This is a genomic window from Micromonospora tarensis (genome assembly GCF_016803395.1).
Classification (GTDB): Bacteria; Actinomycetota; Actinomycetes; order Mycobacteriales; family Micromonosporaceae; genus Micromonospora; species Micromonospora tarensis.
On the sequence record NZ_JAEVHL010000083.1, the window covers coordinates 1 to 24,104 of the forward strand.

A 24,104-nucleotide genomic window follows, 5' to 3' on the forward strand; every position below is an offset into this window, starting at 1 on the left:
AGACCGCCGGTGGCGTCGGCGCGGCGCCGTCGGACGGCACCCCCGGCCGGGTGGTCGCGCAGCCGGCCGCCAGCACCGGGGCGAGCAGCAGCAGAATCGGGTACGCCGGACGCGCGCGGCGGCTGATCGTCGGCGAGGACATCCGGTCATCCTGGCAGAGCCGGTACCGTGGGCACGAGCGGCACGCGTGAGGGAGGGCAGCGACGGTGACCTTTGCCCGACCCGAGCCCGGCCCGGAGCCCGGTGCCGTCCGTCCGGTGTCGCGTACCCCGTCGGGGCTCTTCCCCGCCGGGCCGCCGACCCGCCCGACCTACCGCGAGCCGCACCCGATCACCGGCGGTGGTGTCGCCACCGGTGGCGGCGCGGCGGCCGGCTGGTTGCTGCTGTTCGGCCTGCTCGGCACCGATCTGACCAGTTACGCGTGGTGGACGGTGCTGGCCGGCCTGCTGGCCTGGCTGACCGCCCTGGTGCTGGTCCGCCACGGCGACCGGGGGGTGGCCACCGGCGTCGCCATCGTCACCGCCGGTGGTTGGAGCATCGCCGCCGCCGTGGTGGCGGTCCGCTGGGCCACCGGTGGTGACTGGCCGCTCTGGTGACCGGGGCGGACGGGCCCCGGAACGACGGGGCGGACGGGCTCCGAAACGGCCGTCGACGACTGCACCGCGTGCCCGGTTGGCTGCGGAGCGAACGCCGTCTTGACGTGGCAGCCGAGACTCGGCACCCTCGGCACTATGGCCTGGACCACTCCGCGGCAGGATCCTGATCGCAGCCGCCGCCGCCTGCAGTTGCTGGCCGAGTTGGCGGGCGCCCGTGCGGTCCGTCAGCGCAGCCGACCGCAACGGCAGCGCACCGAGCGTCTGCGCCAGCTCATCGCCACCCGCCGTCGAGTTACCGGTTGACCCGACTTTGTCAGGAATGACCCGCGCTTCGGGGCGTTGACGGGTCGCCTGCCGACCCGACCGGCTAACGTGCACGCGTAACGAGTCGACGCTGTGTCGAGGGCTATTGGGGGGACCGTGTCGTACTTCGCTGCGGCCGTGGTGCGCGACGAGAGTGGCTGGACCGCCGCCGAGGTCAGCTTGCGTGGCGCCACCGACATCGACGAGGTCGCCGACCGGTTGCGGGACGTCGACCCGGAGGCCGACGTGTCGCTGCTCTTCGTCGAGGCAGACGACGCATATTTGGTGATCCTGCGCCTCGACGAGGGCGAGGACCTGCGGGTGTTCGGGTCGGATTCCGCGTACGCGGAGGAGTCCCAGCTTGGTTCGCTGCTGGTCGGTGACCTGAAGACCTCGGTCACCGGGCTGGACGGCGACGACGAGCCACGCCCGGCGAGCACCGGCGACGACGAGAGCGAGCAGCCCGTCGTCGACCCGGAGGCCGACCCGGTCGGCGACGCCGACCTGCTGGCCAACCTGGGCATCTCCGCGCAGAAGCTGCTGACCCTGTGCACGCACGAGGGGATGCTGCCGGCGGACGTCACCGCCGAGATCTGCCAGGTGCTCGGCTGCGCCGACGAGGTCGAGGAGCTGCGTGAGGTCTGAGCCGGCCGACGCCACCGATCCGTCGCTGGAGTCGATCGGGCCGGGACAGCCGACCCCCGGAGCGGTGGGCCGGGCCGGACCGGGCGCCCACGAGGGCCTGGCCGACCTGGGTGAGGTCGGCCGACGGCAGCGCCACGAGCTGTGGATGCGCCGGGCCCTGGAGGTCGCCGTCACCAGCCCCGCCGCCGGCCCCGCCGAGGCCACGGCGATCGACGACATCCCGGTCGGCGCGGTCCTCTACGGGCCGGACGGCACCGAGCTGGCCGTCGGTCGCAACGAGCGGGAGCTGACCGGCGACCCCACCGCGCACGCCGAGGTGCTGGCCCTGCGCCGGGGCGCCGAACGCGCCGGCCGGTGGCGACTGGACGGCTGCACCCTGGTGGTCACCCTGGAACCGTGCACCATGTGCGCGGGCGCCCTGGTGCTGGCCCGGGTCTCCACAGTCGTCTTCGGCGCGTGGGAGCCCAAGACCGGCGCGGCCGGATCGCTCTGGGACGTGCTGCGTGACCGCCGACTCAACCACCGCCCCGAGGTCTACGGCGGGGTGCTGGAGGCGGAGACCGCAGCCGTGCTGCGCGCGTTCTTCCGCTGACCGCCGGGGCTCAGGCCGTGGGCAGGCTGACAGTGACCTCCAGCCCGCCGCCGTCGCGCGGCCGGGCGGTCACCGTGCCCCCGTGCGCCCGGGCCACCGCCCGGACGATGGAGAGCCCCAGGCCGAACCCGCGCCCGCCGCCGACCCGTTCACCGGAGAGCCGGCGGAACGGCTCGAAGATGGTTTCCACGTCGTAGCCGGGCACCACCGGCCCGGTGTTTCGCACGACAAGCGTCGAACGGCCGTCCCGCAGCCCGGTGCTCACCCGCACCCAGCCACCGGACGACACGTTGTGCCGCAGCGCGTTCTCCACCAGGTTGGTGGTGAGCCGTTCCAGCAGCACCGGGTCGCCGTGGACCAGCGCCGGTGCCAGCTCCCGGGTCACCGTCGGCCCGCCCGCACCCACGACCGCCTGGTCCAGCACGTGGTCGGCCAGGTCGGCCAGGTCGACCCGGGAGCGGGCGGTCACCTCGTTCTCCGAGTCGGCCAGGGTGAGCAGCCCGTCGATCAGCCGTTCGTGCCGCTCGTTCACCGCCAGCAGCGACTCGCCCAGTCGGCGCACGTCCTCGGAGGCGCCGGTCCGGGTGACCGCCAGCTCGATCAGCGACCGGTTCAGCGCCAACGGCGTACGCAGTTCGTGCGAGGCGTTCGCGACGAAGCGGCGCTGCCCGTCGAAGGAGCGGTCCAACCGTTCCAGCATCTCGTCGAAGGTGTCGGCCAGTTCGCGTACCTCGTCGTGCGGGCCGGGCAGCGAGATCCGTTCGTGCAGGCCGCGACCGCCCACGGCGATCCGCCGGGCGGTCCCGGTGATCTGGTGCAGCGGTTGCAGCGCCCGACCGGCGATCAGCCAGCCGAAGGCGATGGCCACCACGGAGACCAGCCCGAGCGCGATCCCGCCCTGGGTGAGCAGCGAGTAGAGGGTCTGCTCCCGGGCGTCGTCCTGGGCCTTGTTCACGATGAGGCGCAGTTGTTCGGCCTCGTGGCCGGAGAGTTTCGTGGCCGCCTCGGGAATGATCGGCTTGACGTCGCGCAGCGCCACCCCGAACGGCTGCGCCGTCCGCTGTTCGACGAGCACGTAGGTGACCGCGAGCAGGACCAGCCCGGCGACCAGGAAGAGGCCACCGTAGATCAGGGTGAGTCGGGCCCGCAGCGAGAAACGCTTCACGGTATCCGGTATCCCACACCGGGAACGGTCTCGACCACCGGCGGTTCGCCCAGCTTACGGCGCAGCTTCATGACGGTGACCCGGACGACGTTGGTGAACGGGTCGATGTGTTCGTCCCAGGCGCGTTCCAGCAGTTCCTCGGCGGAGACCACCGCGCCGTCGGCCCGCAACAGCTCGACCAGCACGGCGAACTCCTTGCGGGACAGCGGCACGTACCGGCCGTCGCGGTGCACCTCACGCCGCCCGGGTCGACCAGGACGCCGGCGCGGGCCAGCGTGGGTGGCGCGGCCCGGCGGGTCCGCCGGCTCAGCGCGTGCACCCGGGCGGAGAGCTCCACCAGGGCGAACGGCTTGGTCAGGTAGTCGTCGGCGCCGAGCGCCAGACCGGCCACCCGCTCCCGCACGGCCGCCGCGGCGGTGAGCATCAGCACCCGGGTCTCCCCGCCGCCGCCCACGATCGCCCGGCACACCTCGTCGCCGTGCACCTTCGGCAGGTCGCGGTCCAGGACGACCACGTCGTACTCGTTGACGCCGAGTCGTTCCAGCGCCGCGTCGCCGTCGTACGCGACGTCCACCGCGAACGCCTCCCGGCGCAGCCACTCGGCGATGCTCTCGGCGAGCAGGCTCTCGTCCTCGACCACCAGCACCCTCACCCGCCAATAGTGCGCGGGCCCGGATAACGCCGCCGTAAACGTCGGCGGTTACGCCCGGGATACGCCGCTCGTCGTGAACTGACCGGGACGTCCGGTGAATTCCGTCGGGCGTCCCGGCCGGCGGGCCCCGTCGGCTGGATCGCAGTGCCCGGCGGTTGCGCCGGGCCCGGAGAGGAGGCACGCGATGCGACGAGGACTGTTCGCGCTGCCGCTGCTGCTCGCGCTGGCCGTCGCCGGCTGCGGCCCGGCGGGCGACGAACCGGCGGTGGCGACCGCCGGCGGTGGCGGGGCGCAACCGGCGTCCGCCAGCCCGGTCGCCGAACTCAGCGACGACGAACGGCGGCTCAGGTTCAGCGAGTGCATGCGGGAGAACGGGGTGCAGGTGCCGGACCCGGAGCCGGGTGGCGACCGGCTGTTCCGGTTCGGCAAGGACACCGACCCGCAGAAGGTGCAGGCGGCGATGGAGAAGTGCCGCCAGTACCTGCCCAACGGTGGGGAGAAGCTCAAGCTCGACCCGGAGCAGGTGGAGCGGCTGCGCGCGTTCGCCGTCTGCGTGCGGGAGAACGGCGTGCCGGAGTTCCCGGACCCGTCGGCGGACGGTGGGCTCCAGCTGCGGCTCGACCAGGTGAACATCAAGGACCCGAAGGTGAAGGCCGCGATGGAGAAGTGCCGGCAGTACGCGCCGAAGATCGCCGGAGCCACCCGGTGAGGGCTCGCCGCATCCGACTCCGGACGGTCGCGCTCACCGTCGCCATCGTGGTCGCCGCCGCGGCCGGCGTCGCGGCGGCGGTCGGCTTCGGTGGCACCGACCGGGGTACGGCGGCAGCCGGCAGCACCCCGCCGAGCACCGCCACGGTCACCAGGCAGACGCTCACCGACGCCCAGGAGGTGGACGGTGAGCTGGGTTATGGCAGCACCCGGACCGCGACCGCCCGGTTCGGCGGGACGATCACCCGGCTGCCGGAGACGGGCACGGTGGTCAAGCGCGGCGGTCGGCTGTACGCGGTCGACGACGACCCGGTGCTGCTGCTCTACGGCGCGCTGCCGGCCTACCGGGTGCTCGAACCGGGGGTGCGGGGGGCGGACGTCGCACAGTTCGAGCGGAACCTGCGGGCGCTCGGTCAGGACGGCTTCACAGTCGACGACGAGTACACCGGGAGCACCGCCGAGGCCGTCCGGGAGTGGCAGGAGGATCTGGGGCTGCCGGAGACGGGCCGGGTCGAGCCGGGCCGGGTCGTCTACGCCGACGAGGCGGTGCGGGTGGAGAGCCACCAGGTGGCGACCGGCGACCTGGCGCAGCCCGGTCAGGCGGTGCTCAGCTACACCGGCACCAGCCGGCTGGTCACCGTCGAGCTGGACGTGGACGACCAGCGGCTGGCGAAGAAGGGTGGCGCGGTGCGCGTCGCCCTGCCCGACGGCGACCCGCTGGCCGGAAGGATCGAGTCGGTGCAGACGGTGATCGAGACCGGCTCGGCCGGCGCGAACGGCCAGTCCGCCGAGGCCGAGACGAAGATCGAGGTGACGGTCTCGGTGACCGACCCGGCGAAGCTGGCCGGGTACGACCAGGCGAGCGTGGAGGTCACCTTCACCGCCGCCGAACGCCCCGATGTGCTCACCGTGCCGGTGGCGGCGCTGCTCGCGCTCGCCGAGGGCGGCTACGGGGTGGAGCTGGTCGAGGGCGGTCGGAGCCGGATCGTCGCGGTGACCACCGGGCTCTTCGCCGCTGGTCGGGTCGAGGTGACCGGTCCGGAGATCACCGAGGGTCTGACCGTGGGGGTGCCGGCGTGACCGGCGACGCCGTGGTCCTGGACGGGGTCAGCCGGACCTACCCCGGCGGGGTCGCCGCGCTGCGCGAGGTCTCGCTGCGGATCGGGTACGGCGAGCTGGTGGCGATCGTCGGCCCGTCGGGTTCCGGCAAGTCGACGATGCTGCACCTGATCGGCACCCTGGACCGCCCCTCCGCCGGCCGGGTACGCATCGACGGGTACGACGTGGCGGTCCTGCCCGACCGGCAGCTCTCCGCGCTGCGGGCCCGCCGGATCGGCTTCGTCTTCCAGCAGTTCCACCTGGCCGCCGGCACGCCGGTGCTGGACAACGTGGCCGACGGGTTGCTCTACGCGGGCGTACCTCGAAGGGAGCGGCGGCGGCGCGCGGAGGCGGCGTTGGACCGGGTCGGGCTGGGCCACCGGCTGAACCACCGACCGCACGAGCTGTCCGGTGGTGAGCGACAGCGGGTGGCGGTGGCCCGGGCGGTGGTCGGCGAGCCGGCGGTCCTGCTCGCCGACGAGCCGACCGGCAACCTCGACTCGGTCGCCGGCGCGGCGGTGCTCGCGCTGCTGCGGGACCTGCACGCGGCCGGCACCACGGTCCTGGTGATCACGCACGACCGGGAGATCGCCGACGGTCTGCCCCGGCAGGTGCGGATGCGTGACGGCCGGGTGCTGGCCGACGCGGCTGCCGGCCGGCCCGTCGAGGAGGTGCGCTGATGGCGACCGACACCGGGCTACGACAGGTGCCGGTGGGCGCGCCGCCACGGCTGACGCCGGCCAGGCTGGGTGCCGGCGACGTGTTCCGGGTCGGCGGGGTGGGACTGCGTACCCGGCCGCTGCGCGCGTTCCTCTCCGCGTTGGGCATCGCGATCGGCATCGCCGCGATGGTCGCGGTGGTCGGCATCTCGTCGTCGTCCCGCGCCGACCTGGACCGCACGCTGGACCGGCTCGGCACCAACCTGCTGACCGTGGCGCCGGGGAACACGCTCTTCGGTGCCGAGGCGAAGCTGCCGGTCGAGTCGGTGGCGATGATCGGCCGGATCGCGCCGGTCACCGGCGTGGCCGCCGTCGGGCAACTGCCCGACACACCGGTCTACCGCAGTGATCGCATTCCGCCCGGCGAGACGGGCGGCATCGCCACCCGGGCGGCCCAGCTCGGGCTGCTCGGCACTGTCGGCGCGACGGTACGCAGCGGCAGCTGGCTGAACCCGGCCACCGAGCGCTTTCCGGCCGTGGTGCTCGGCGACGCCGCCGCCCGACGGCTCGGGCTCGGCGCGGCCGGCCCCGACGTGCAGGTCTACCTGGGCGGGCGCTGGTTCACAGTGGTCGGCATCCTCGCCCCGGCCCCGCTCGCCCCGGAGCTGGACGGTTCGGCGTTGGTCGGCTGGTCCGCGGCGGCGACGTACCTCGGCTTCGACGGGCACCCGACCACCGTCTACACCCGGTCCCGGGACGCCTCGGTGGAGGCGGTCCGGGACGTGCTCGGCGCCACCGCCAACCCGGAGGCGCCGAACGAGGTGCGGGTCTCCCGACCGTCGGACGCGCTGGCGGCCGCGGCGGCGACCGACGAGGCGTTCACCGGGTTGCTGCTCGGGTTGGGCGCGGTGGCGCTGCTGGTCGGCGGGGTCGGGGTGGCCAACACGATGGTCATCTCGGTGCTGGAACGGCGGGCCGAGATTGGTCTGCGGCGGTCACTGGGTGCCACCCGGGGGCAGGTGAGGGTGCAGTTCCTGGCCGAGTCGCTGCTGCTCTCCGCGCTCGGCGGGGCCGGCGGGGTGCTGCTCGGCATCCTGGTCACCGCCGGCTACGCCCTCTGGCGGCAGTGGCCGACGGTGGTGCCGGTCTGGGCGATGGCCGGCGGCGTTGGGGCGACAGTGCTGATCGGCGCTCTGGCCGGGCTGTATCCGGCCGTCCGCGCCGCCCGGCTCGCCCCGACCGAGGCGCTGGGCTGAGTCGCCCGAGCCGAGCCCGCTGCCGGGCTGCTGCTCTTCGCCGCCGGGCTCGCCGTCGCCGGTCTGCTCTCGCCCACGGGTGCGCCTGCTGTCGCCACGACAGGCGTACCGTCGGCGTCGCCGGGGCCTCAGGCGGCGGGACGGAGCAGGGTGACGGCCACCGCCCGCGCGGCCTCGGTCCACGGCGCGGGCCGCAGCGTCGCGGGGTCGAGGCGGACGATGGCCCGCCGGCCCTCGGCGTGCACGGTCGCGCGTCGACGGAGCGGAACTGGAAGGCGTACTCGGCGCTGCTGGTGCCGAGGTGTTCGAGCCAGTAGTGCACCGTGACCGGGCCGGTGGCGGTGATCGGTGTTCGGTAGGTGATGGTGAACTCGCGGACCGCGTGGAAGAGGTCCGGCGGGGTGGCGCTGCCCCGGTAGCTCAGCCCCCGCTCGGTCCAGTACGGCGTGAGGGCCCGTTCCAGCAGCACCGCGTACCGCGCGTTGTGCAGGATGCCCATCGCGTCGAGGTCGTCGAAGTGCACCGTGACGTGCTCGACGTGTCCGAACTCGACGGTGGGTTGGTCGGCGACGGCGTTGGTCATGAGGTGCCTTCCGTTAGCAGGGTCGGGTCGGGGCAGAGCGGCCGCAGCCGGTTCAGCAGGCCGGCGCGGGCGTGCCGGTAGGCGGCGTCCGGGTCGAGCAGCCGGGAGTGCATCGCGGCTGCCATCCCGAGGGCGTCGATCTCGTACGCCAGCTGCGGGACGTCCAGGTCGGCGGGGAGTTCGCCGGCGTCGACCGCCTGCTGGACGAGGTCTTCGAGAAACACCGCCCACTGCCGGTACGTCTCGGCGAGCCGGTCGCGGAGCGGGCCGGGGCGGGCGTTGAACTCGAACTGGGTGTTGGCGAAGAAGCAGCCACCGGGGAGCGCCTGGCTGGCGTAGAAGTCGAGCCGGGCGTCGTGCAGGGCGCGGACTCGGCGTACGCCCCGGGGGGCGCGCAGGGCCGGTGCGAGGATTCGCTGCTTCCAGAGGGTCACCGCGTGGTCGATCGCGGCGAGCTGGAGCGCCTCCTTCGACCGCCAGTGCGCGAAGAGGCCCGACTTGCTCACCCCGAGCGCGTCGGCGAGCTGGGCGAGGCTGAGCCCGTCCAGCCCGGCCTGGGTGGCGAGCACCACTGCCGCGTCCAGCGCGGCGTTGCGGGTGCGCTCACCCCGGGCGAGGCGTCCGTCGACGGTCATTCGGACACGGTACTAAATAAGCACGACCGGTCGTATTGTTTGACGCGGTGACCGTCGTCACTCTGCTCCGACAGCGCGCCGCCCCGCCGTCCGGACGGACGACGGGGCGGCGCGGCACGACGAGGTATCAGACGATGATGGTGTCCAGCGCGATCTCGACCATCTGGCTGAAGGTCTGCTCGCGCTCCTCCGAGGTGGTCTTCTCACCGGTCTTGATGTGGTCGCTCACGGTCAGCACGGTCAGCGCGCGGGCCTTGAACCGGGCGGCGATCGTGTAGAGCGCCGCCGACTCCATCTCCACCGCCAGCACGCCGTAGTCGGCGAGCGTGTCGTAGAGGTCCGGCCGGTCGGTGTAGAACGCGTCCGCCGCCAGGATCGGCCCGACGCGCATGGCGATGCCGCGCCGCTCGGCCACCTCGACCGACGTACGCAGCAGCCCGAAGTCGGCCACCGGGGCGTAGTCGATCAGCCCGTCGAACCGCATCCGGTTCATGTTCGAGTCGGTGGACGACCCGATCGCCGCCACCACGTCCCGCAGTTGCAGGTCGGTGCTGAGGGCACCGCAGGAGCCGACCCGGATCAGCGTCTTCACGCCGTACTCGTTGATCAGCTCGTGGGCGTAGATGGAGGCCGACGGCATGCCCATGCCGGAGCCCTGGACGGAAACCTCGACGCCGTTCCAGCGGCCGGTGAAGCCCAGCATGCCCCGAACCGTCGAGTAGCAGGTGGCGCCCTCGAGGTAGGTCTCCGCGATCCACTTGGCCCGCAGCGGGTCACCCGGCATCAGGACCCGCTCGGCGATCTCGCCCGGCTTCGCGCCGATGTGCGTACTCATGGCAAAGATCCTGCCAGGCCGGCCCGGGCGATACCGGTTCGGCGTCGGAACCAGGGGTCCTGTACCCTCGTCGGCGGTGGCGTGTCCGAGTGGCCTAAGGAGCACGCCTCGAAAGCGTGTGAGGGTTTACGCCCTCCGCGGGTTCAAATCCCGCCGCCACCGCTCGTGAACAGCGAGAAAGCCCGGTCGATCCGTGAGGATCGGCCGGGCTTTCTCGGTCAGATCTGCCGCTCGCCGTGACCCGGCCGGACCGGCCGGCCGGTTTCCTGTCGATCCAGGGCGGCACCGCCTGCGCCACCCGGAACGCACCCATCGCCGGCTTCCTCGCCGCCTCCGGCGCGCGGCTGCCCGAGCCGGCCACCGGCCCGATCCGAGCGGCTACTCGCCGATCAGCGCCGCCGCCGCGTCGAGCAGCCGTTGCAGGCCGAACTCGAACAGGCTCTCGACGTTGAGGTCGACCGTCGACCTGGTGAGCCGGGACAGGTGGGGGAACTCGCCCGCCGCGAAGAGCCCGCTCAACACCTCGGTCTGAGCCGCCATCCACTCGTCGTCGGTCAGGCCGGTGTCCTGCTCCGCCTCGGCCTCCCGCTCCAGGTTCACCGCCGTGCCGCGCACGTGGTTGGCCAGTGCGGCCACCAGGTGCAGCTGGGTGTGCGGATCCAGCCCGTGCCCGGCGAGGGCGCGCAGGGCCTGTTCCGTGTGCGCGACGGCCCGCGGCGCCAGCAGCGGCCGGGTCAACGAGATGACCTGGGCCAGCCACGGATGCTGTCGATAGATCGACCACTGGAGTCGGCAGAGCAGTTCCAGTTGCGCTCGCCACCCGGGCGGACGGGCCTGCGGCAGTTCGACCGCGGCGAAGGCCGCGTCCGCCATCAGCAGGAGAAGCTGCTCCTTGCCACGGACGTGCCGGTACAGCGACATGGTGGGCACGTCCAGCTCGGTGGCGATGCGCCGCATGCTCAGTGCCGGCAGCCCCTCGGCATCGGCGATCGCCAGCGCGGTCCGCACCACCTGGTCGCGGGTCACCTCGCGGGGGTGGCCGCGCCGGTCCGCCCGGGCGACCCGGCCGGGCGCCACCGGCTCCGGGCCGGTGACCACCGTGCCCACCCCGGGCACGGCCCGGACCAGGTTCTCCTGCCGCAGCGCGGTGAGCGCGCGGCTGGCGGTCGCCATGGCGACTCCCCACTCCCGGACGATCTGTCGAGTGGACGGCACCCGGTCACCGGGGCCCAGCTCGCCCGTGGTGATCCGCTGCCGAAGCTCGCCGACGATGCGCAGATAGGGCGGAGTGCGCTCATCGATCTCCGTCACGCGGCCTCCCGCTGCTCGGTAGGCGACCGTAGCGCACTAGAGCGCCGACCGGGCGCCCGTCGACGCGTTCCATGGACGCGCATGAGTGCGCGTGGCCTGCGTGTCAGTCGACGCCGCCCCCGTGGTGCCTGTCCCGGCAGGGCCAACGGCACCGCTTCATTCACGAACGCAGTGCTACTGTCTGGTACTCGTCGGTGACCTTGATACACGGGGGAGGCATCGCATGACGGGGAGTAGTGGCGTGCGCCGGCGGGATCGCCGGTGAAGGCGACAGCTGTCGGCGCGGCTCGCACGCGTCCCGGGATCGCCCCGCGCGGGGACTCTGACCCTCACCTCGCCGCGCTGGCCGCCAAGGGCGGCCTATTCAGCAGGTGCGGCCCGTTCAGCAGGTGCGGCCCAGACCAGTGCCCCGAACCTCGACCGTTGCCGGTCGAACCGGCAGCAGCGGCAGTTGTCACCCGGCTGCCCGACGCGGAAGACGTCTGACTCTGCGTTTCCCGGCCTACCTCGCCCATATTCCGGACTACTTCACAGGGGCAGCCCGTGTCCGACCACCACCAGGTATTGGATCCGGCCACCGCAGAAAGCCCTGCCACGTACATGGCGCTGCTGCGGCGGTTCCGCGAACGCTCCAGGCTGACCTACCGCCAAATCGAGCAGCGCACCGCATCGACCAGCCAGCGCTTGCCTTCCAGCACGTTGCACGCCGCGCTCGCCCGCAACACGCTGCCCCCGGAGAAGTTGGTCGTGGCGTTCCTGGTCGCGACCGGCGCCGACGACCGGGAGGTGTTCCGCTGGGTCGATGCCCGCCGGGCCCTGCTGCTCGCCCAGCAGGGCAGCGGCGAGCGGGTGGTATCGAACCCGGAGGCCGAGGCCAGTCCGAACGGGACCGACGTGCTGTCCCCGCCGACTCTCGTCCGACCGCGCCGGCGGGTGCTGACCATCGGAGTGGTCGCGGTCGCTGCCACCGTCGTGGTCATCCTGGGCATGGCGCGTCTGAGTGGCCGGGATGGCAGCGAGCCCCCCCGATCGCCGCAGCCGGAGACGACAGGCGACGCCGGGCCGGACCTGCCGGGCAACGGCTTCTACCGAATCCGCTCCGCGCACTCCGGCCACTGTCTCTCCGAACGCCCCGGGGCGGAGAGCCGCGACGTCTACCAGACCGACTGCGGCCAGATCTTCGTCGACCGGGCGCTGGATCGAATTGACGGGCGGTACCTGATTCGAACCTTCCACCCCCGCAGGAAGGCCCCGGTTGCATGGGTGTCCAGGACGCCAGCGCGGCAGTCGGTGGCATCGTCTCCGACGACCTCTGCACCGAGCCCGATGCGAAGGAATTCACACTGGAGTCGGTCACCGCACCGCTGCCCGGCTTCCGAATCCGGCCCACTCACTCCGGTCTTTGTCTCGGCGTGCTGGGCGCGTCCAGCCGAGAGTGGGCGCCGATCCGACAGGAGATCTGTGACCTGGCTGCTCCCGGTCAGATCTTCCGCTTCGAACCGGCCTTGTTCCCGGCGCGCCAACCGGCTGGAGGGCCAGGGCCTTGAGTGGGCCGCTGTGGCGAATGCGGCGTCGAGATATCGGGCAGCCCTCGCCTGTCCGGGACGGTCTTCGCTTGTCCGGGACATGTTTCGCTTGTCCGGGACAGTGATCGCCTGTTCCCGAAGCGTAGTCGATCAACCAGGATGGCTGAGAACGGCATTCACCGTTCGTTGTCGATCCACAGGGGCTCGCGTCATGCCGCCCACGCGCATGGCTCCGCCCTCAAAGGAAGGAACCTACATGTCACATCTGGTTACCAGGACGCTCACGGGTCTGGGGCTTGGTGCAGCGGTCGCCCTCGGCGCTCTGGCCGCCGTCACGCCTGCGCAGGCGGCTGAGCCGGTAGTCAGCAACGCCGCAGCCGAAGGGTATTGGGCTTACGGCGGGGCCTACCTCGGTCAGGCAGCCTGCGAGGCGATGGCAAGCCACATCGAGAACAACTTAGGCATTGAGAGCGAGTGCCGCGGACCCTACACGGGCGGGGTGTACCACCTCTACACCTGGCACGAAGCGTAGGTAGCGGCGACACGGGCTGGTGGTTGGAGCGGGTCTCTCTCCGCCTGCGCCCAGCACGCCACCAGCCAGCGGACGCGGCGCGGGCCGGCACCCACCCTCTCGATCCCGGCCTGTGCCGCGCGTCGTCGATGGGTGGTGTCGGCTCGGCGCGTACTAGAGCTCTCTGGTCGGGTGGCTACCAGCTCGACATGCTCAGCGCAGCACGGTGCGTACACCGTACCGGCTTCGATGAGATGGGGAGACCATGACCGGCTTTCCGTACCCCCGCTGGGTCGTCACGTTGGGCGCTGTCGCGCTCCTTGCCCCGACCGTGGCCGTCGGTCCGGCCACGGCCGACGACGACCGTCAGGGCGCGGCCGTCGTCCGGACCGACCAGGGCGCGCTGCGCGGCAGCGCTGCGGCCCACCACCTGTCGTTCCAGGGCATCCCGTACGCGCGTCCGCCGCTGGGCACGCTGCGCTGGGCCCCGCCGCAGCCCGGTCCGAGGTGGACCGGGGTACGCGACGCGACGCGACCCGGTGCCGCCTGCGCGCAACTGCAAGGGCTGCCGATGGACGCACCCTCGGAGTCCGAGGACTGCCTCTACCTGAACGTCACCACCCCACGCTCCGCCGCACGATCGCCTCGACCGGTGATGGTGTGGTTGCACGGCGGGGATTTCCGCTTCGGGAGCGGAGACGGGTACGGCGGGCAGCGGCTGACAACCGGCGGTGACGTCATCGTCGTCACGGTGAACTACCGGCTCGGCGCGCTCGGCTTCCTGGCGCACCCGGCCCTGGCTGGTCCGGCCGGGGTCACCGGCAATTTCGGGTTGCAGGATCAGCAGGCCGCGCTGCGCTGGGTCCGGCGTAACGCCGCGGCCTTCGGTGGCGATCCGGGCAACGTCACCCTCTTCGGCCAGTCCGCCGGGGCGACAAGCGTCTGCGCGCAGCTCGCCGCGCCGGCCTCGGCCGGCCTGTTCCACCGCGCGATCATGCAGAGCAACTCGTGCGCGCAGCCCGTGCAGAGCCGGGCCGAGGCGGTCGAGGCGGCCGAGGAGTTCGCCCGGAAGGTCGGCTGCACCGACCCGGGTGAGGTTGCCGCCTGCCTGCGCGGGCGGGACCCCGCTCGACTGATCGAGACGGTCGGCTACCCCGGCGCGGGTGTCGACCTCGGCCCGGTGGTCGACGGTCACACGCTGCCGGTCGACCCAGCCGAGGCGTTGGCCACCGGGAGGCTGCATCCGGTGCCGGTGTTGACCGGCATGAACCGGGACGAGTCTCGCCTCGCGGTGTGGGGGATGGAACGCAGCGGGATGAACTGCCCGGAGCCGGAGCCGGAGCCGGAGCCGGAGCCCGAGCCGTCGCCCGAGCCGGAGTCGTGCCCGCTCACCGACGACCAGTACCGCGACCGGGTGCGCGCCATGTTCGGTGACCGGGCGGAGGCGGTGCTGGCGCACTACCGGCGCGACGAGTCGCAGCCCGCCAGCGTCACATTGGGTGCCGTGCTGACCGATCACGACTACGCCGAGCCGGTCTACTCCGCCGCGTTGGCGTTCGCACGGCGGGTGCCGACGTTCGCCTATGAGTTCGCCGACGAGGACGCGCCGTTCTTCACCGAGGGCCCCGAGCCGACCTTCCCGGCCGGCGCGTACCACTGCGCCGAGCTGCCGTACCTCTTCGCTGTCGACGATGCCGAGGCGCTCACGCCCACCCAGCGGCGGCTCTCCGACGAGATGGCCCGCGACTGGGGCGACTTCGCCCGGACGGGCCGGGTCGGCTGGCCCCGACTGCGCGGTGACGCCCCGTACGTGCGGGTGTTCGCCGGTGCCGGCGGGTCTGCCGGAACGGACTTCGCGGCGGCCCACTCGTACGGGTTCTGGCGCTCGCTGAGCCGCTGACGCTGGCACCGAGAGAGGTGGGCTGACCCGCGCGGACCGCCGTGCCGGCCCTGATCAGTGCGCGCCGGTCAGCAGGGGCCCGCTCCCTCGTCGAAGAGGCGGCGGGCCCAGTCCGCGTACCCGGCGATGGTCTTCCGGACCGTGCGCCCGTCGTGCAGGAAGAGGTACGCGCGGTCGCCGCTGCGAGCGAGCAGCCCGTCGAGGCGGTGTGTCCCCTGTGGAGCGTGCAGCCGGCTGACCTCCGGATAGCGGTCCCAGACCTCTTCGACAGGTGAGCCCGCCGTGATGCCCTCCGGTGTCCGCATCGGATCGCCGACCCAGAGCAGCACCAGTTTGTCCTCCACGAAGACCGGGCTGACCGCGTCGTGGCCGGCGAGCATCGGCCCGCAGGCGTCCAGGCTGGTCCGCAGGATGCCGCGTCGGGTCAGCTCGTCCTCGGTGGCACCGAACTCGATGTTGCGCAGGCCGTTCAGGTCGATGATCTCCACGCTGCCGGCGGGCCGACCGTCCGGGATCTGCCCGGTTGGCGGTACGCCGCTGCCAGCGATCGAGGCAGCCGTCATCAGCGTGGCAATAAACGCAAATTGTCGCAATTTCATGGAATCCCCCAGTCCCCCAACGGCACGGGGGCGTTCAGGTTGCTGCCGACCCCCGTATTTCTGAACGGCCTGCGGGGTGCGTCTCGACGGTGCCTGCCTCCGGTCGCCCGCCGAGCCGGCAACCGCCTTTCCCGGAAGTCCCTTCCGGGCGAGGGAATTGCCCGGACGATCGGTGCGGATCGCCCGGGCATTCCACAGGTGTCAGGGCAGGGTGCGGATGCGCAGGGTCACCATCTCCGGCTCGGCCAGCTGGTCGGTGACCGCGTAGATCTTGTTGCCGGCGACAGCCAACGCGCCGTTGACCAGGTTGTGCGCCCACGTCTCCTGGTTCGGCAGATGCCCGAATTCGTACGTGGCCACCGGCGTGGTGCCGCCCGGCGCGAACACCCAGACATCCTCGTCGTACGACGAGTTGGTGCCGGCGACGACGAGGCCGTCGGGCCGGATCACCACGGCGTTCGGGTACGGCACGGTCGGATACCGGTGCACCTCGACGAGGTCGGACGTACGCAGCACCGGGTGGTAATACGGCGCACCCGAGGGAACGATCACCTCGGTGCCGTCCGGGGTGATCGCCAACTGCTGGACAGAGCCACCGTCGGTTCGACTGATCGCCCGCTGGACGAGCCCCGTCGCGGTGGCCTCGAAGCGGACCAGCAGGGCGGGGCTGGTGCCGGTCGCGCCGGCGATCACCATGTCGGGTTGGGCGGGCGAGGTGGCCAGCAGCATTGCGGAGCTGATCCGCTGGTCGATGGCTTCGACGCCGTACACGTCGAACGTGCGGGTCGCGAGATCGACCCGGCCGATGCCCGCCGTTGGCTCGTTCTCACATCCCCAGGAGACCCAGAGTTGGCCGGCTGCGAAGGCCAGGTCCTTCGGGCAGGTCATGGTCCCGTCGGTAGTGCCGGTGAACTGTCCGTCCAGCTCCCAGGTGTCCAGGTCGACGATCCGGAGCCAGTCCTGATCGCCGGCGGCGATATAGAGCTTGCTGCCGTCGGGGCTCAACGCCATCCCGGCGGCACCGGGTGCGATGCCCGGCAGAGTGCGCAGGAGGCTCCCGTTCAGGTCGGTGACGATCAGGCCGTCGGTGCCCTTGCCCCCGGTGATGTAGACCCGGCCCCGAGCCTCGTCCACCAGGATGTCGCCGAAGCGGAAGCCGGTCGTGTATCCCGGGATGGGGATCTGCACGTTCACGTCGGTGCTCGGCGGCGAGGTGGTGGTTGTCGGCGTCGGTGTTGGGCCGGCGGTCGGGCTGGACGTCGGCGAAGGGGTCGGCCGAGGGGGCTTCCCCGGGCGCTGAGACCTGGACGCCTGGTCGACCTTCGGCCGGCTGTTGTCGACGACGAACTGCGCCTGCGCGACGGTGCCGCCGGCGGCCTGGTCGTCGCCCGGCGTGGCGGTACCCGCCACGGCGGTGCCCGCAGCGGTGGCCAGGAGAGCGAACACGCCCGCCCCCGCCAGCCAGAATCGTGCGCGCCGTCCGGTGCGTGCTGCTTGGCTCATCGTTCCCCGTTCCTAGAGCCGATGGGTGATCCGGGCCCGCATCGGGATGCTGGCCCGCCGACGAAAAGGCGCTGTGGAGGGGCGCAAGCGTTACGCGGCCTGGTCATGGCGGTCGATCGCCATCGCGGTGCGCAGCGGGTCGGGTCGGGACAACCCGGGCGGTCAGCGGTCTTCCTCCCACTGCTCGACCAGCTCGTCCCAGTAGTCGGCGCTGAGTCGACGCCGCCCGTGCGCCAGCCAGCCGTCGGTGTTCCGTTCCAGGTGCAACCCCAGTTCGGCGAACGGGTCGATCCACTCGCCGGGCTCCACGCCGAGCCGGGTCAGCGCGCCGTTGATCGGCCACTGCTCGCGCGGCGCGTCCAACTCGTCGTCGAAGCGCGGACCCCAGGCCCGCACCCCACCCAGCCACACCGCCGCCGACTGGTAGCCGGTGCCACCAGCGAACTCCGCCTCCAGGTACGCCACCGGCCCCGCCTGCGACCAGCGGGCCAGGATCTCGACAAGCGCCGACGACAGCACCAGGCCGAAGGGGTGTTCGGCGCTCCGGTCGTCCGGCGCGTAGTCCGGCAGCGAACCGGTCAGCTCCACCACCAGTTGCGGGGTGACAGGCAGTAACGCGAAGTCCTGGCGCAGCTCGCCGAGGACCGCGTGGTCCAGCTCCGCGGTGTGCTCGCGGAGCAGTTCGACATCCGCGACCACCGCGCTGAGCTGGTAAGCCATCGAACCCTCCGCCGTCCACAGCCTGTGGATAGAACATGTGTACGACGGATGTCGCCGTTCGCCGTCCCGCTGGTGCTCGCGGTCCCGCGGGCGCTGGCCGAACCCCGGGCAGCTGGCCGTCCCGCCGGTGCTCGCCGTCACGTCGGCGCTGGCCCTCCCGCCGGCCCTGGCACCGTACCGGCCGGGCGGCCCGGCGCGGGCTCCCGACGCCACTCTTGGGAGATCTTGGACAGTTTCCGTTCAGGCTCGACGGAAACTGTCCAAGATCTCGTTGCGCACTCTGCCGGTGGCGCCGGGGCCGCCCGCGTACCGGCTCTCGCCCCGCTGCCACCCCGCGTCGGTCACGACGTCGATCAGACCGCGGGCCCGCACCGTCTCACGTGGACTGTTGCGCAGGTCCCCGCATGTTAATCTTCCTCGGCTAAGCATGATCACCTTGACCGGCCGAGGGGACACGTGACAGCCGAGGTTCCACACGCGGGTGGATTGCTGGACCCGGGCGGCGCGATGGATCGGCTCGCCGAGTGGAAGGGCCGCCTCGACCAGTTGGCGACCGCCACCGACGCGATGAGTGACCGGATGCGGGAACTGCGCGTCACCGCCGCCGACGGCAACGGGCTGGTGGAGGTCACTGTCGACTCCGCCGGCACATTGGTCGACCTACAGCTCGGCCAGCGCATCCAGCGGGTCGCACCCGATGTCGTCGCTCGGACGATCATGAACACGATCGCGGTGGCCAAGCGGCAGTTGGCCGACCGGGCCCAGGACATCATCGGCGACACCCTGGGGGCCGATTCGCCGACCGGTCGGGCCATGGCCGAACGCGTCGGGCAGCACCTGCGCGGTGCCGACCCGACGGTGGGTGGCCCGGACGAGCAGCCCGGCCGGTGGTGACCCGGTGAGCGGCGGGTTCGAGGTCGACGCCGACCAGATCCGGCAGCACGCCCGCAACATCGCCGCGCTGCGCGCCCGCTTCGGCGCGGTCAGGGCCGCCAGCGCGCACATCACCCAGGACGACGCGGCGTACGGGCTGCTGTGTGGGTGGATCTCCGGGATCCTGGAGGGTCGACACACCCGGCAGGACGAGCTGATCGCCTACGCCGAGGAGAACCTGGCTCTGGTGGTGAAGGGGCTCGGCACCACCGCCGACAACTACGACAACGCGGACCTGGACTCCGACAACACGATCCGCAAGGTCGGCAGTCAACTGGACGTGGCGTCATGACCGACGCCTCGCTGATCGCGGACGTCCACTCGACCCGCAAGCCGTGGACCGGCGCGGCGGCCGCGGACAGCTTCCAGGGTCTGGTCGACGCCATCCGCAGCGAGGGCTGGGTCGACGACCTGCTGGCCGGCGCGGCGTTCGGCGTCGAGGCCGTCGCGACCGTGCTGGACCCGTTCAGCGCCCTGCTCGCCAACGGGCTGGGTTGGGCGATGGAATACTTCGAGCCGCTGCGCGAGATCCTCGACCAGCTCACCGGGATGCCCGACAAGGTCACCGCACACGCGGCCACTTGGAACAACATGGCCGCCGAGCTGGAGAGCATGGCCGCCGACCTGAAGTCGCACCTCGCGGCGGACCTGCCGGGTTGGCAGGGGCAGGCCGCGACCGCGTACCAGGCGCTGATGGCGCACAACGTCACCGGGATCGACTCGCTGAGCGGCGTCTCCGCCGCGATGGCCGCCGCCACCCAGGCCGCCGGGAACCTGGTGGCGTTCACCCGGGACATCGTCCGCGACCTCATCGCCGACCTGGTGGCGCGGGTGATCGTGTGGGCCGTCGAGGCGATCTTCGTGGTCACGATCCCGGTGATCGCCACGCAGATCGTGGCGGCCGTGGTCAAGTGGGCCGGACGCATCCTCACCTACGTGGCCGCGCTGATCTCCAGCCTGACCAACCTGACCAAGTTGCTGAACGGCTAGGCCGAGACGATGGCGAAACCCAAGACGCCCCCCGGTGGGCACGGCGACAGCGAGACACCGTCGCGTCCGGGTGACGGTGACGGCGACATCCCGGGTCAGCGACGCCGCAGCTCCAGCGAGGTGCCGGACACCGTCACCGGCGGGCAGGATTTCGCCTCCGGGGAGTTGAAGCTCGGCCGACCGGGCGGTGACTCCGGTGACTCGCCGGGCCGCCCGGCCGGCGGGGACGACGGCTACCAGACCCCCAGACCCGGCACCCCGGAGTACGAGCGGCGGCTGGAGGAACTCGCCGCCGACCCGGCGCACAACGGCAACATCAGCGCCAAGTCCCGGATCGAGGCCGAGGTCGGGCTCGCGGCGGAGGCGGAAGGGAAGATCCCCGGGCCGATTCGTCGGGCCGAACTCGACAACTCGGATCCGGCATTCCAGAAGGACCAGGGTGAGTTCTTCGACGCCAACGGGGAGAACTGGGATGTCAAGTCGCCGAATGATCTTTTCCCGGCCGGGCGGCGGGCGGGTGAGCCCATGCCCGAGGGGATGAAGGGCCGCTACGATGGCGAGGAGTTCGAGCAGAAACTCGCCGACGAGGTCGATGGTGGGCAGAACGTCATTCTCAACACCCGCAGCCTGTCGCCGAGCGCGTTGGCCGATCTCAGGGCGCGGGTCGCTGGTCGACCGGAGTGGGACGGCAAGGTGGTGTTCGACAAATGAGTAAGTACAAGCGGACCAGCGGCGATGTGCTCCGCTGGCCGGACAGCCCGGATGCTCGGGAAGCGCTCGAAGAGTGGTTCGCCGACGCTTCTCCGGGGGCGTACCTGTCGGGCGACTTTCTTGATTTTCGCGGGGCGGACCTCAGCCGTCTCGACCTCACCGGCGCTTATCTCGCCAATTCCCACCTGGTCGGCGTGCGATTCGAGGAGGCCAACCTCGGCGACGCCAACCTGGCGAACGCCGAGGTGCGGGGCGCGGATTTCTCCTTCGCCGATCTGGCCAAGGCGGAAATGGTCGGCTGCTCGGCCGGGCAGGCGCTGTTCCGTTCGGCTCGGCTGTTCTCCGTGCAACTCGACGACGCCGTTCTGGAAGGCGCGGACCTCCGCCACGCCATTCTCAATTCGGCCAAGCTCTACAAGACGGATCTGCGCGGCGCGAACCTTGAGTTGGCCAGCCTGCGCTGGTGCAGGCTGGGCAGCACCGGCATGCCGGCGGTGTTGACCGGCGCGCGGATGTTCGGCTGCCAGTTCGACGGCGCGAAGGGCGCCGTCGTCGGCCCGGTCTTCGTCGACCAGGAGGCGACCCGGTCGCTGGGCGGCGCCGAGTTGGAAGCGTGGTTCTCCGCGCAGGGCGCGGAGGCCGTCCAGGTGGTGGGTTGACGTCACAGACGACTCAGGGCCGGTCCCCGTGCGGGGCCGGCCCTGTCGTTCGTGCTGCTCAGGCGAGCGGAGGATACGAGATTCGAACTCGTGAGGGTGTAAACCCAACACGCTTTCCAAGCGTGCGCCCTAGGCCTCTAGGCGAATCCTCCGCGAGCCAGGATACAGGCCCGTGTCGGCCGGGCCACCCCACCACCCCCTGAAGATCGACCGGCGGTCGGGTAGGCTGGGCGGTACCTCCCGTGCGGCGGTATCTCGTGAACCTCCCCAGGGCCGGAAGGCAGCAAGGATAAGCGAGCTCTGCCGGGTGCACGGGAGGCCTTTTTGTCTGTGGGCCGGTTGATCCACTCGGCATCCGTGATGTCGCGGTGTCCCGGCCACGCGGACACCGCGGTTTCCAGGAAGCCGAGTCGATCAACCCCGAGGGCCCAGGCGCCCCGGCGGGGTGGGTGGTCACCCGCGCCCGACCGGCGCAGAATGGCTCGGTCGAGAGGAGGCGGGACGAGTGACGCTGGCGCTCTACCGCAAGTACCGGCCGCGTACCTTCGCTGAGGTCATCGGCCAGGAGCACGTGACCGAGCCGCTGTCGCAGGCGCTGCGCAGCGGACGGCTCAACCACGCCTACCTCTTCTCCGGCCCACGCGGCTGCGGCAAGACCTCCAGCGCCCGGATCCTCGCGCGCTCGCTCAACTGTGAGCAGGGCCCCACCCCCGAGCCGTGCGGCAAGTGCGAGTCCTGCCGCTCACTGGCCAACGACGGTGCCGGCTCGATCGACGTGATCGAGATCGACGCGGCCAGCCACGGTGGTGTCGACGACGCCCGCGAGCTGCGCGAACGTGCCTTCTTCGCGCCGGCCAGCAGCCGCTTCAAGATCTACGTGATCGACGAGGCGCACATGGTCTCGACCCAGGGCTTCAACGCCCTGCTCAAGCTGGTCGAGGAGCCTCCGGAGTACGTCAAGTTCATCTTCGCCACCACCGAGCCGGAGAAGGTCCTCGGCACGATCCGGTCGCGGACCCACCACTACCCGTTCCGGCTGATCCCGCCGAAGGTGCTCCGCCCGTACCTGGAACAGCTCACCCAGGCCGAGGGCGTCGCCGTCGAGCCGGCGGTCTACCCGCTGGTGGTCCGCGCCGGCGGCGGCAGCGCCCGGGACAGCCTCTCGGTGCTCGACCAGCTCATCGCCGGGGCCGGCCCGGAGGGCGTCAGCTACGCCCGCGCCGCCGCCCTGCTCGGGGTCACCGACGCCGCGTTGATCGACGAGATGTGCGACGCGCTGGCCGCCGGGGACGGCGCCGCCGCGTACGCCACCGTGGACCGGGTCGCCGAGGCCGGGCACGACCCGCGCCGGTTCGCGTCCGACCTGCTGGAGCGGCTGCGCGACCTGATCGTGCTCCAGCAGGTGCCGGACGCCGCCGCGAAGGGCCTGATCGACGGCCCGGCCGACCAGATCGAGCGGATGGCCGCCCAGGCCTCGCAGCTCGGCCCGGCCACCCTCTCCCGCTGCGCCGACATCGTGCACGACGGCCTGGTGGAGATGCGCGGCACCACAGCGCCCCGCCTGCTGCTGGAGCTGATCTGCGCCCGGATGCTGCTGCCCGGCGTGGACGACTCCACCGGCGGCCTGCTCCAGCGCCTGGAGCGGATGGAACGTCGGCTCACCCTGGCCGGCACCGACGCGCCGTCGGCCGCCGCCGGCTCCGCGCCGACCACCCACCCGGGGGTACGCCCACAGCCCGCCGCTCCGGTCCCGGCTGCCGCGAGCCCGACACCCGCCAACGCCCCGACCTCCGCACCGCCGTGGGATGTCGACCCCGCCGCCTCCCCGACCCGGAACGCTCCCGCCTCGGGCGCTCCGGTCTCGGGTGGTTCGGTCTCTGGCGGTTCGATCTCTGGCGGTCCGGTCTCGCCGGCCGACTCGCCGATTCCGGCGTCGCCCGGTGCGTCGGCGACCCCAGGACCCGCCCCTGTCTCGCCGACTGGTCCGCACTCCGGCTCGGCTGGCTCCGGCCCGGCCGGTTCCGGCTCGGCTGGCTCCGGCTCGGCTGGCTCCGGATCTGCCGGTGGCTCGTCAGCCCCGCGTCGGCTGGTGCCACCGTCGGCGGTGCTCCCCGACCCGGCCACGCCGGCACCGCCCCGACCGGGTGCGCCGGCCGCCGCCCTGGACGCGGTCGCGGTCCGCCGTGCCTGGCCCGACGTGGTCGGCAAGGTCAACCGGACCAACAAGCGGATCGCGGCCCTGATGCGCGACGCGGTGGTCCGCGAACTCGACGGCGACATGCTGGTGCTGACGGTGAAGTCCACAGTGCTGGCCAAGATGATGGCCGACCACGCCGCTGTGCTCACCGACGCGCTCTACGAGGAGTTGGGCGGGCGCTGGCAGATCCGGTGCGAGGTGGCCGGCGAGCGCGGTGGCGTGTCACTCTCCGGCCCGCAGCGCGCGCCCGCCGCACCGGCCCGACCCGCCATCCCGGACCCGCCGCCCGCCGCCCCGACCTCGCCCGCCGCCGTCAGTCCGACCAGCGCGCCACCCACCGCGACTGGTCCGACCGGTGCGGTCGGTCCGGAGGCGCGTGGCGGTGTCGGCGCGGGCGGGAACGGGTCCGGTGGCGGCCGGCAGGTCGCCGCGCCGACGGCGAGTGGCCCCGGTGGAAACCGGGTCGCGGCGCAGCCGGCGGCGGACGACGAGGACGACTGGCCGGAGGCGGCGCGTCCCGGCGGCGGTGCGCCGGTAACCGAAGCCACGGACGACGAGGACTGGCCGGAGGCCGCTCGCCCCGGTGGCACGTCGGCCGGGAACGAACCAGGCCCCGGCGGCGTGGGGGCGGCACCGACCGGTACGAACGGCAGCGCCGTGCCTGGCAGCGGCCCCAACGGCAGCAGCATCGGCGGTAGCGCCAGCAACACCAACGGTGATGGCGTCAACGGCAGCGGGCCGGACGCGAACGCCTCCGGGGCGGCGGCCGGTGGCGGCAGGCCGGGCGTTCGGGGCAACCCGACACCGGCGGCCCGGC

At 72.2% G+C, this 24,104-nt stretch carries 24 protein-coding genes, 2 tRNA genes, 1 other RNA gene and 2 pseudogenes; 19 read left to right on the forward strand and 10 right to left on the reverse strand.

All coding sequences use genetic code 11. The features are described from left to right. The 5 genes from JM949_RS39770 to JM949_RS17470 form a co-directional block, all read left to right on the forward strand. On the forward strand, positions 1-191 hold a 191-nt coding region (locus JM949_RS39770; protein WP_203149499.1), incomplete at its 5' end, for a hypothetical protein. Between the two features lie 15 nt (positions 192-206). Next, the gene (locus tag JM949_RS17455) at positions 207-596 is read left to right on the forward strand and encodes a hypothetical protein (RefSeq protein ID WP_309232199.1); all 390 of its coding nucleotides are present in this window, start codon (positions 207-209) and stop codon (positions 594-596) included. A gap of 135 nt (positions 597-731) precedes the next feature. Continuing rightward, on the forward strand, positions 732-899 hold the full coding sequence (locus JM949_RS17460) for a hypothetical protein (RefSeq protein ID WP_167393606.1): 168 nt from the start codon (positions 732-734) through the stop codon (positions 897-899). Between the two features lie 117 nt (positions 900-1,016). Next, entirely contained in the window at positions 1,017-1,544 is a 528-nt protein-coding gene (locus JM949_RS17465; protein ID WP_203149500.1) for a tRNA adenosine deaminase-associated protein, read from the forward strand. A gap of 145 nt (positions 1,545-1,689) precedes the next feature. Next, on the forward strand, positions 1,690-2,136 hold the full coding sequence (locus tag JM949_RS17470) for a nucleoside deaminase (protein ID WP_203149517.1): 447 nt from the start codon (positions 1,690-1,692) through the stop codon (positions 2,134-2,136). 10 nt (positions 2,137-2,146) lie between these two features. Here the strand turns inward: JM949_RS17470 and JM949_RS17475 are convergent, their stop codons facing one another. Further along, positions 2,147-3,301: a sensor histidine kinase gene (locus JM949_RS17475; RefSeq protein ID WP_203149501.1), complete on the reverse strand. Its 1,155-nt coding sequence runs from the start codon at positions 3,299-3,301 to the stop codon at positions 2,147-2,149. Further along, positions 3,298-3,953: pseudogene (locus tag JM949_RS17480) on the reverse strand (response regulator transcription factor). The gene JM949_RS17475 and the pseudogene JM949_RS17480 overlap by 4 nt, the downstream one beginning before the upstream one ends. 184 nt (positions 3,954-4,137) lie before the next feature. On the opposite strand from JM949_RS17480, the gene JM949_RS17485 reads away from it, so the two are divergent. Genes JM949_RS17485 through JM949_RS17500 form a run of 4 tightly spaced genes read left to right on the forward strand, consistent with a single transcriptional unit; the run spans position 4,138 to position 7,674 of the window. Continuing rightward, positions 4,138-4,662 (forward strand): hypothetical protein, encoded by a 525-nt coding sequence (locus JM949_RS17485; RefSeq protein ID WP_203149502.1) that lies wholly within the window; start codon positions 4,138-4,140, stop codon positions 4,660-4,662. Continuing rightward, complete coding sequence (locus tag JM949_RS17490) at positions 4,659-5,741, forward strand: peptidoglycan-binding domain-containing protein (RefSeq protein ID WP_309232200.1); 1,083 nt, start codon at positions 4,659-4,661, stop codon at positions 5,739-5,741. Before JM949_RS17485 ends, JM949_RS17490 begins: the two co-directional genes overlap by 4 nt. Continuing rightward, positions 5,738-6,439, forward strand: coding sequence for an ABC transporter ATP-binding protein (locus JM949_RS17495; RefSeq protein WP_203149503.1), 702 nt, complete (start codon positions 5,738-5,740; stop codon positions 6,437-6,439). The genes JM949_RS17490 and JM949_RS17495 overlap by 4 nt, the downstream gene beginning before the upstream one ends. Before the next feature lie 32 nt (positions 6,440-6,471). Next, a complete protein-coding gene (locus JM949_RS17500; RefSeq protein ID WP_203149519.1) occupies positions 6,472-7,674 on the forward strand; it encodes an ABC transporter permease in 1,203 nt (400 codons plus the stop codon). A 307-nt stretch (positions 7,675-7,981) separates the two neighbouring features. Here JM949_RS17500 and JM949_RS37250 read toward each other — a convergent pair. The 3 genes and pseudogenes from JM949_RS37250 to deoD all read right to left on the reverse strand — a co-directional run. Further along, positions 7,982-8,257, reverse strand: a pseudogene (locus tag JM949_RS37250) (acyl-CoA thioesterase); the annotation flags it as partial. Next, entirely contained in the window at positions 8,254-8,892 is a 639-nt protein-coding gene (locus JM949_RS17510) for a TetR/AcrR family transcriptional regulator (protein WP_203149504.1), read from the reverse strand. The gene JM949_RS17510 and the pseudogene JM949_RS37250, both read right to left, overlap by 4 nt. Before the next feature lie 127 nt (positions 8,893-9,019). Then, positions 9,020-9,727 carry a purine-nucleoside phosphorylase gene (deoD, locus tag JM949_RS17515; RefSeq protein ID WP_203149505.1) on the reverse strand — a complete coding sequence of 236 codons (708 nt, stop codon included), beginning with the start codon at positions 9,725-9,727 and terminating at the stop codon, positions 9,020-9,022. A gap of 75 nt (positions 9,728-9,802) precedes the next feature. Between deoD and JM949_RS17520 the strand changes: the two genes are divergently transcribed. Then, positions 9,803-9,889 (forward strand) — tRNA-Ser (locus JM949_RS17520). 216 nt (positions 9,890-10,105) lie between these two features. Here the strand turns inward: JM949_RS17520 and JM949_RS17525 are convergent. After that, positions 10,106-11,038 (reverse strand): TetR/AcrR family transcriptional regulator C-terminal domain-containing protein, encoded by a 933-nt coding sequence (locus tag JM949_RS17525; RefSeq protein ID WP_203149506.1) that lies wholly within the window; start codon positions 11,036-11,038, stop codon positions 10,106-10,108. A gap of 543 nt (positions 11,039-11,581) precedes the next feature. Between JM949_RS17525 and JM949_RS17530 the strand changes: the two genes are divergently transcribed. Then, positions 11,582-13,096 (forward strand): helix-turn-helix domain-containing protein, encoded by a 1,515-nt coding sequence (locus tag JM949_RS17530; RefSeq protein WP_203149507.1) that lies wholly within the window; start codon positions 11,582-11,584, stop codon positions 13,094-13,096. Between the two features lie 244 nt (positions 13,097-13,340). Further along, entirely contained in the window at positions 13,341-14,975 is a 1,635-nt protein-coding gene (locus tag JM949_RS17535; protein ID WP_203149508.1) for a carboxylesterase/lipase family protein, read from the forward strand. A gap of 68 nt (positions 14,976-15,043) precedes the next feature. On the opposite strand, the gene JM949_RS17540 is transcribed toward JM949_RS17535, so the two are convergent. The 3 genes from JM949_RS17540 to JM949_RS17550 all read right to left on the reverse strand — a co-directional run bounded on the left by JM949_RS17540 (position 15,044) and on the right by JM949_RS17550 (position 17,797). Next, positions 15,044-15,538 carry a hypothetical protein gene (locus JM949_RS17540; RefSeq protein WP_203149509.1) on the reverse strand — a complete coding sequence of 165 codons (495 nt, stop codon included), beginning with the start codon at positions 15,536-15,538 and terminating at the stop codon, positions 15,044-15,046. Between the two features lie 237 nt (positions 15,539-15,775). After that, complete coding sequence (locus JM949_RS17545) at positions 15,776-17,020, reverse strand: WD40 repeat domain-containing protein (protein ID WP_203149510.1); 1,245 nt, start codon at positions 17,018-17,020, stop codon at positions 15,776-15,778. Between the two features lie 219 nt (positions 17,021-17,239). After that, positions 17,240-17,797, reverse strand: coding sequence for a hypothetical protein (locus JM949_RS17550; RefSeq protein WP_203149511.1), 558 nt, complete (start codon positions 17,795-17,797; stop codon positions 17,240-17,242). 456 nt (positions 17,798-18,253) lie between these two features. On the opposite strand from JM949_RS17550, the gene JM949_RS17555 reads away from it, so the two are divergent. The 5 genes from JM949_RS17555 to JM949_RS17575 are packed head-to-tail and all read left to right on the forward strand — an operon-like array spanning position 18,254 to position 21,090. Continuing rightward, positions 18,254-18,691, forward strand: a complete 438-nt coding sequence (locus JM949_RS17555) for a YbaB/EbfC family nucleoid-associated protein (RefSeq protein ID WP_309232201.1) — start codon at positions 18,254-18,256, stop codon at positions 18,689-18,691. Positions 18,692-18,695: 4 nt separating this feature from the next. After that, on the forward strand, positions 18,696-19,022 hold the full coding sequence (locus JM949_RS17560; protein WP_203149512.1) for a hypothetical protein: 327 nt from the start codon (positions 18,696-18,698) through the stop codon (positions 19,020-19,022). Further along, entirely contained in the window at positions 19,019-19,720 is a 702-nt protein-coding gene (locus JM949_RS17565) for a WXG100 family type VII secretion target (protein WP_203149513.1), read from the forward strand. Before JM949_RS17560 ends, JM949_RS17565 begins: the two co-directional genes overlap by 4 nt. A 9-nt stretch (positions 19,721-19,729) precedes the next feature. After that, positions 19,730-20,431: a hypothetical protein gene (locus JM949_RS17570; RefSeq protein ID WP_203149514.1), complete on the forward strand. Its 702-nt coding sequence runs from the start codon at positions 19,730-19,732 to the stop codon at positions 20,429-20,431. Positions 20,432-20,457: 26 nt separating this feature from the next. Beyond that, the gene (locus JM949_RS17575; RefSeq protein WP_203149515.1) at positions 20,458-21,090 is read left to right on the forward strand and encodes a pentapeptide repeat-containing protein; all 633 of its coding nucleotides are present in this window, start codon (positions 20,458-20,460) and stop codon (positions 21,088-21,090) included. 67 nt (positions 21,091-21,157) lie between these two features. Here JM949_RS17575 and JM949_RS17580 read toward each other — a convergent pair. Continuing rightward, positions 21,158-21,242 (reverse strand) — tRNA-Ser (locus tag JM949_RS17580). Between the two features lie 82 nt (positions 21,243-21,324). Here JM949_RS17580 and ffs point away from each other — a divergent pair. After that, positions 21,325-21,414: signal recognition particle sRNA small type (ffs, locus tag JM949_RS17585), an RNA gene on the forward strand. A gap of 181 nt (positions 21,415-21,595) precedes the next feature. Beyond that, the coding region (locus JM949_RS17590) for a DNA polymerase III subunit gamma and tau (protein WP_309232202.1) at positions 21,596-24,104 on the forward strand (2,509 nt) is incomplete at its 3' end.

Bases quoted from the DNA above. Each gene is read 5' to 3' on its own strand.
- JM949_RS17460 (WP_167393606.1), top strand. From the start codon at position 732: ATGGCCTGGACCACTCCGCGGCAGGATCCTGATCGCAGCCGCCGCCGC.
- JM949_RS17470 (WP_203149517.1), top strand. From the start codon at position 1,690: ATGCGCCGGGCCCTGGAGGTCGCCGTCACCAGCCCCGCCGCCGGCCCC.
- JM949_RS17485 (WP_203149502.1), top strand. From the start codon at position 4,138: ATGCGACGAGGACTGTTCGCGCTGCCGCTGCTGCTCGCGCTGGCCGTC.
- JM949_RS17510 (WP_203149504.1), bottom strand. From the start codon at position 8,892: ATGACCGTCGACGGACGCCTCGCCCGGGGTGAGCGCACCCGCAACGCC.
- deoD (WP_203149505.1), bottom strand. From the start codon at position 9,727: ATGAGTACGCACATCGGCGCGAAGCCGGGCGAGATCGCCGAGCGGGTC.
- JM949_RS17535 (WP_203149508.1), top strand. From the start codon at position 13,341: ATGACCGGCTTTCCGTACCCCCGCTGGGTCGTCACGTTGGGCGCTGTC.
- JM949_RS17540 (WP_203149509.1), bottom strand. From the start codon at position 15,538: ATGACGGCTGCCTCGATCGCTGGCAGCGGCGTACCGCCAACCGGGCAG.
- JM949_RS17550 (WP_203149511.1), bottom strand. From the start codon at position 17,797: ATGGCTTACCAGCTCAGCGCGGTGGTCGCGGATGTCGAACTGCTCCGC.
- JM949_RS17565 (WP_203149513.1), top strand. From the start codon at position 19,019: ATGACCGACGCCTCGCTGATCGCGGACGTCCACTCGACCCGCAAGCCG.
- JM949_RS17570 (WP_203149514.1), top strand. From the start codon at position 19,730: ATGGCGAAACCCAAGACGCCCCCCGGTGGGCACGGCGACAGCGAGACA.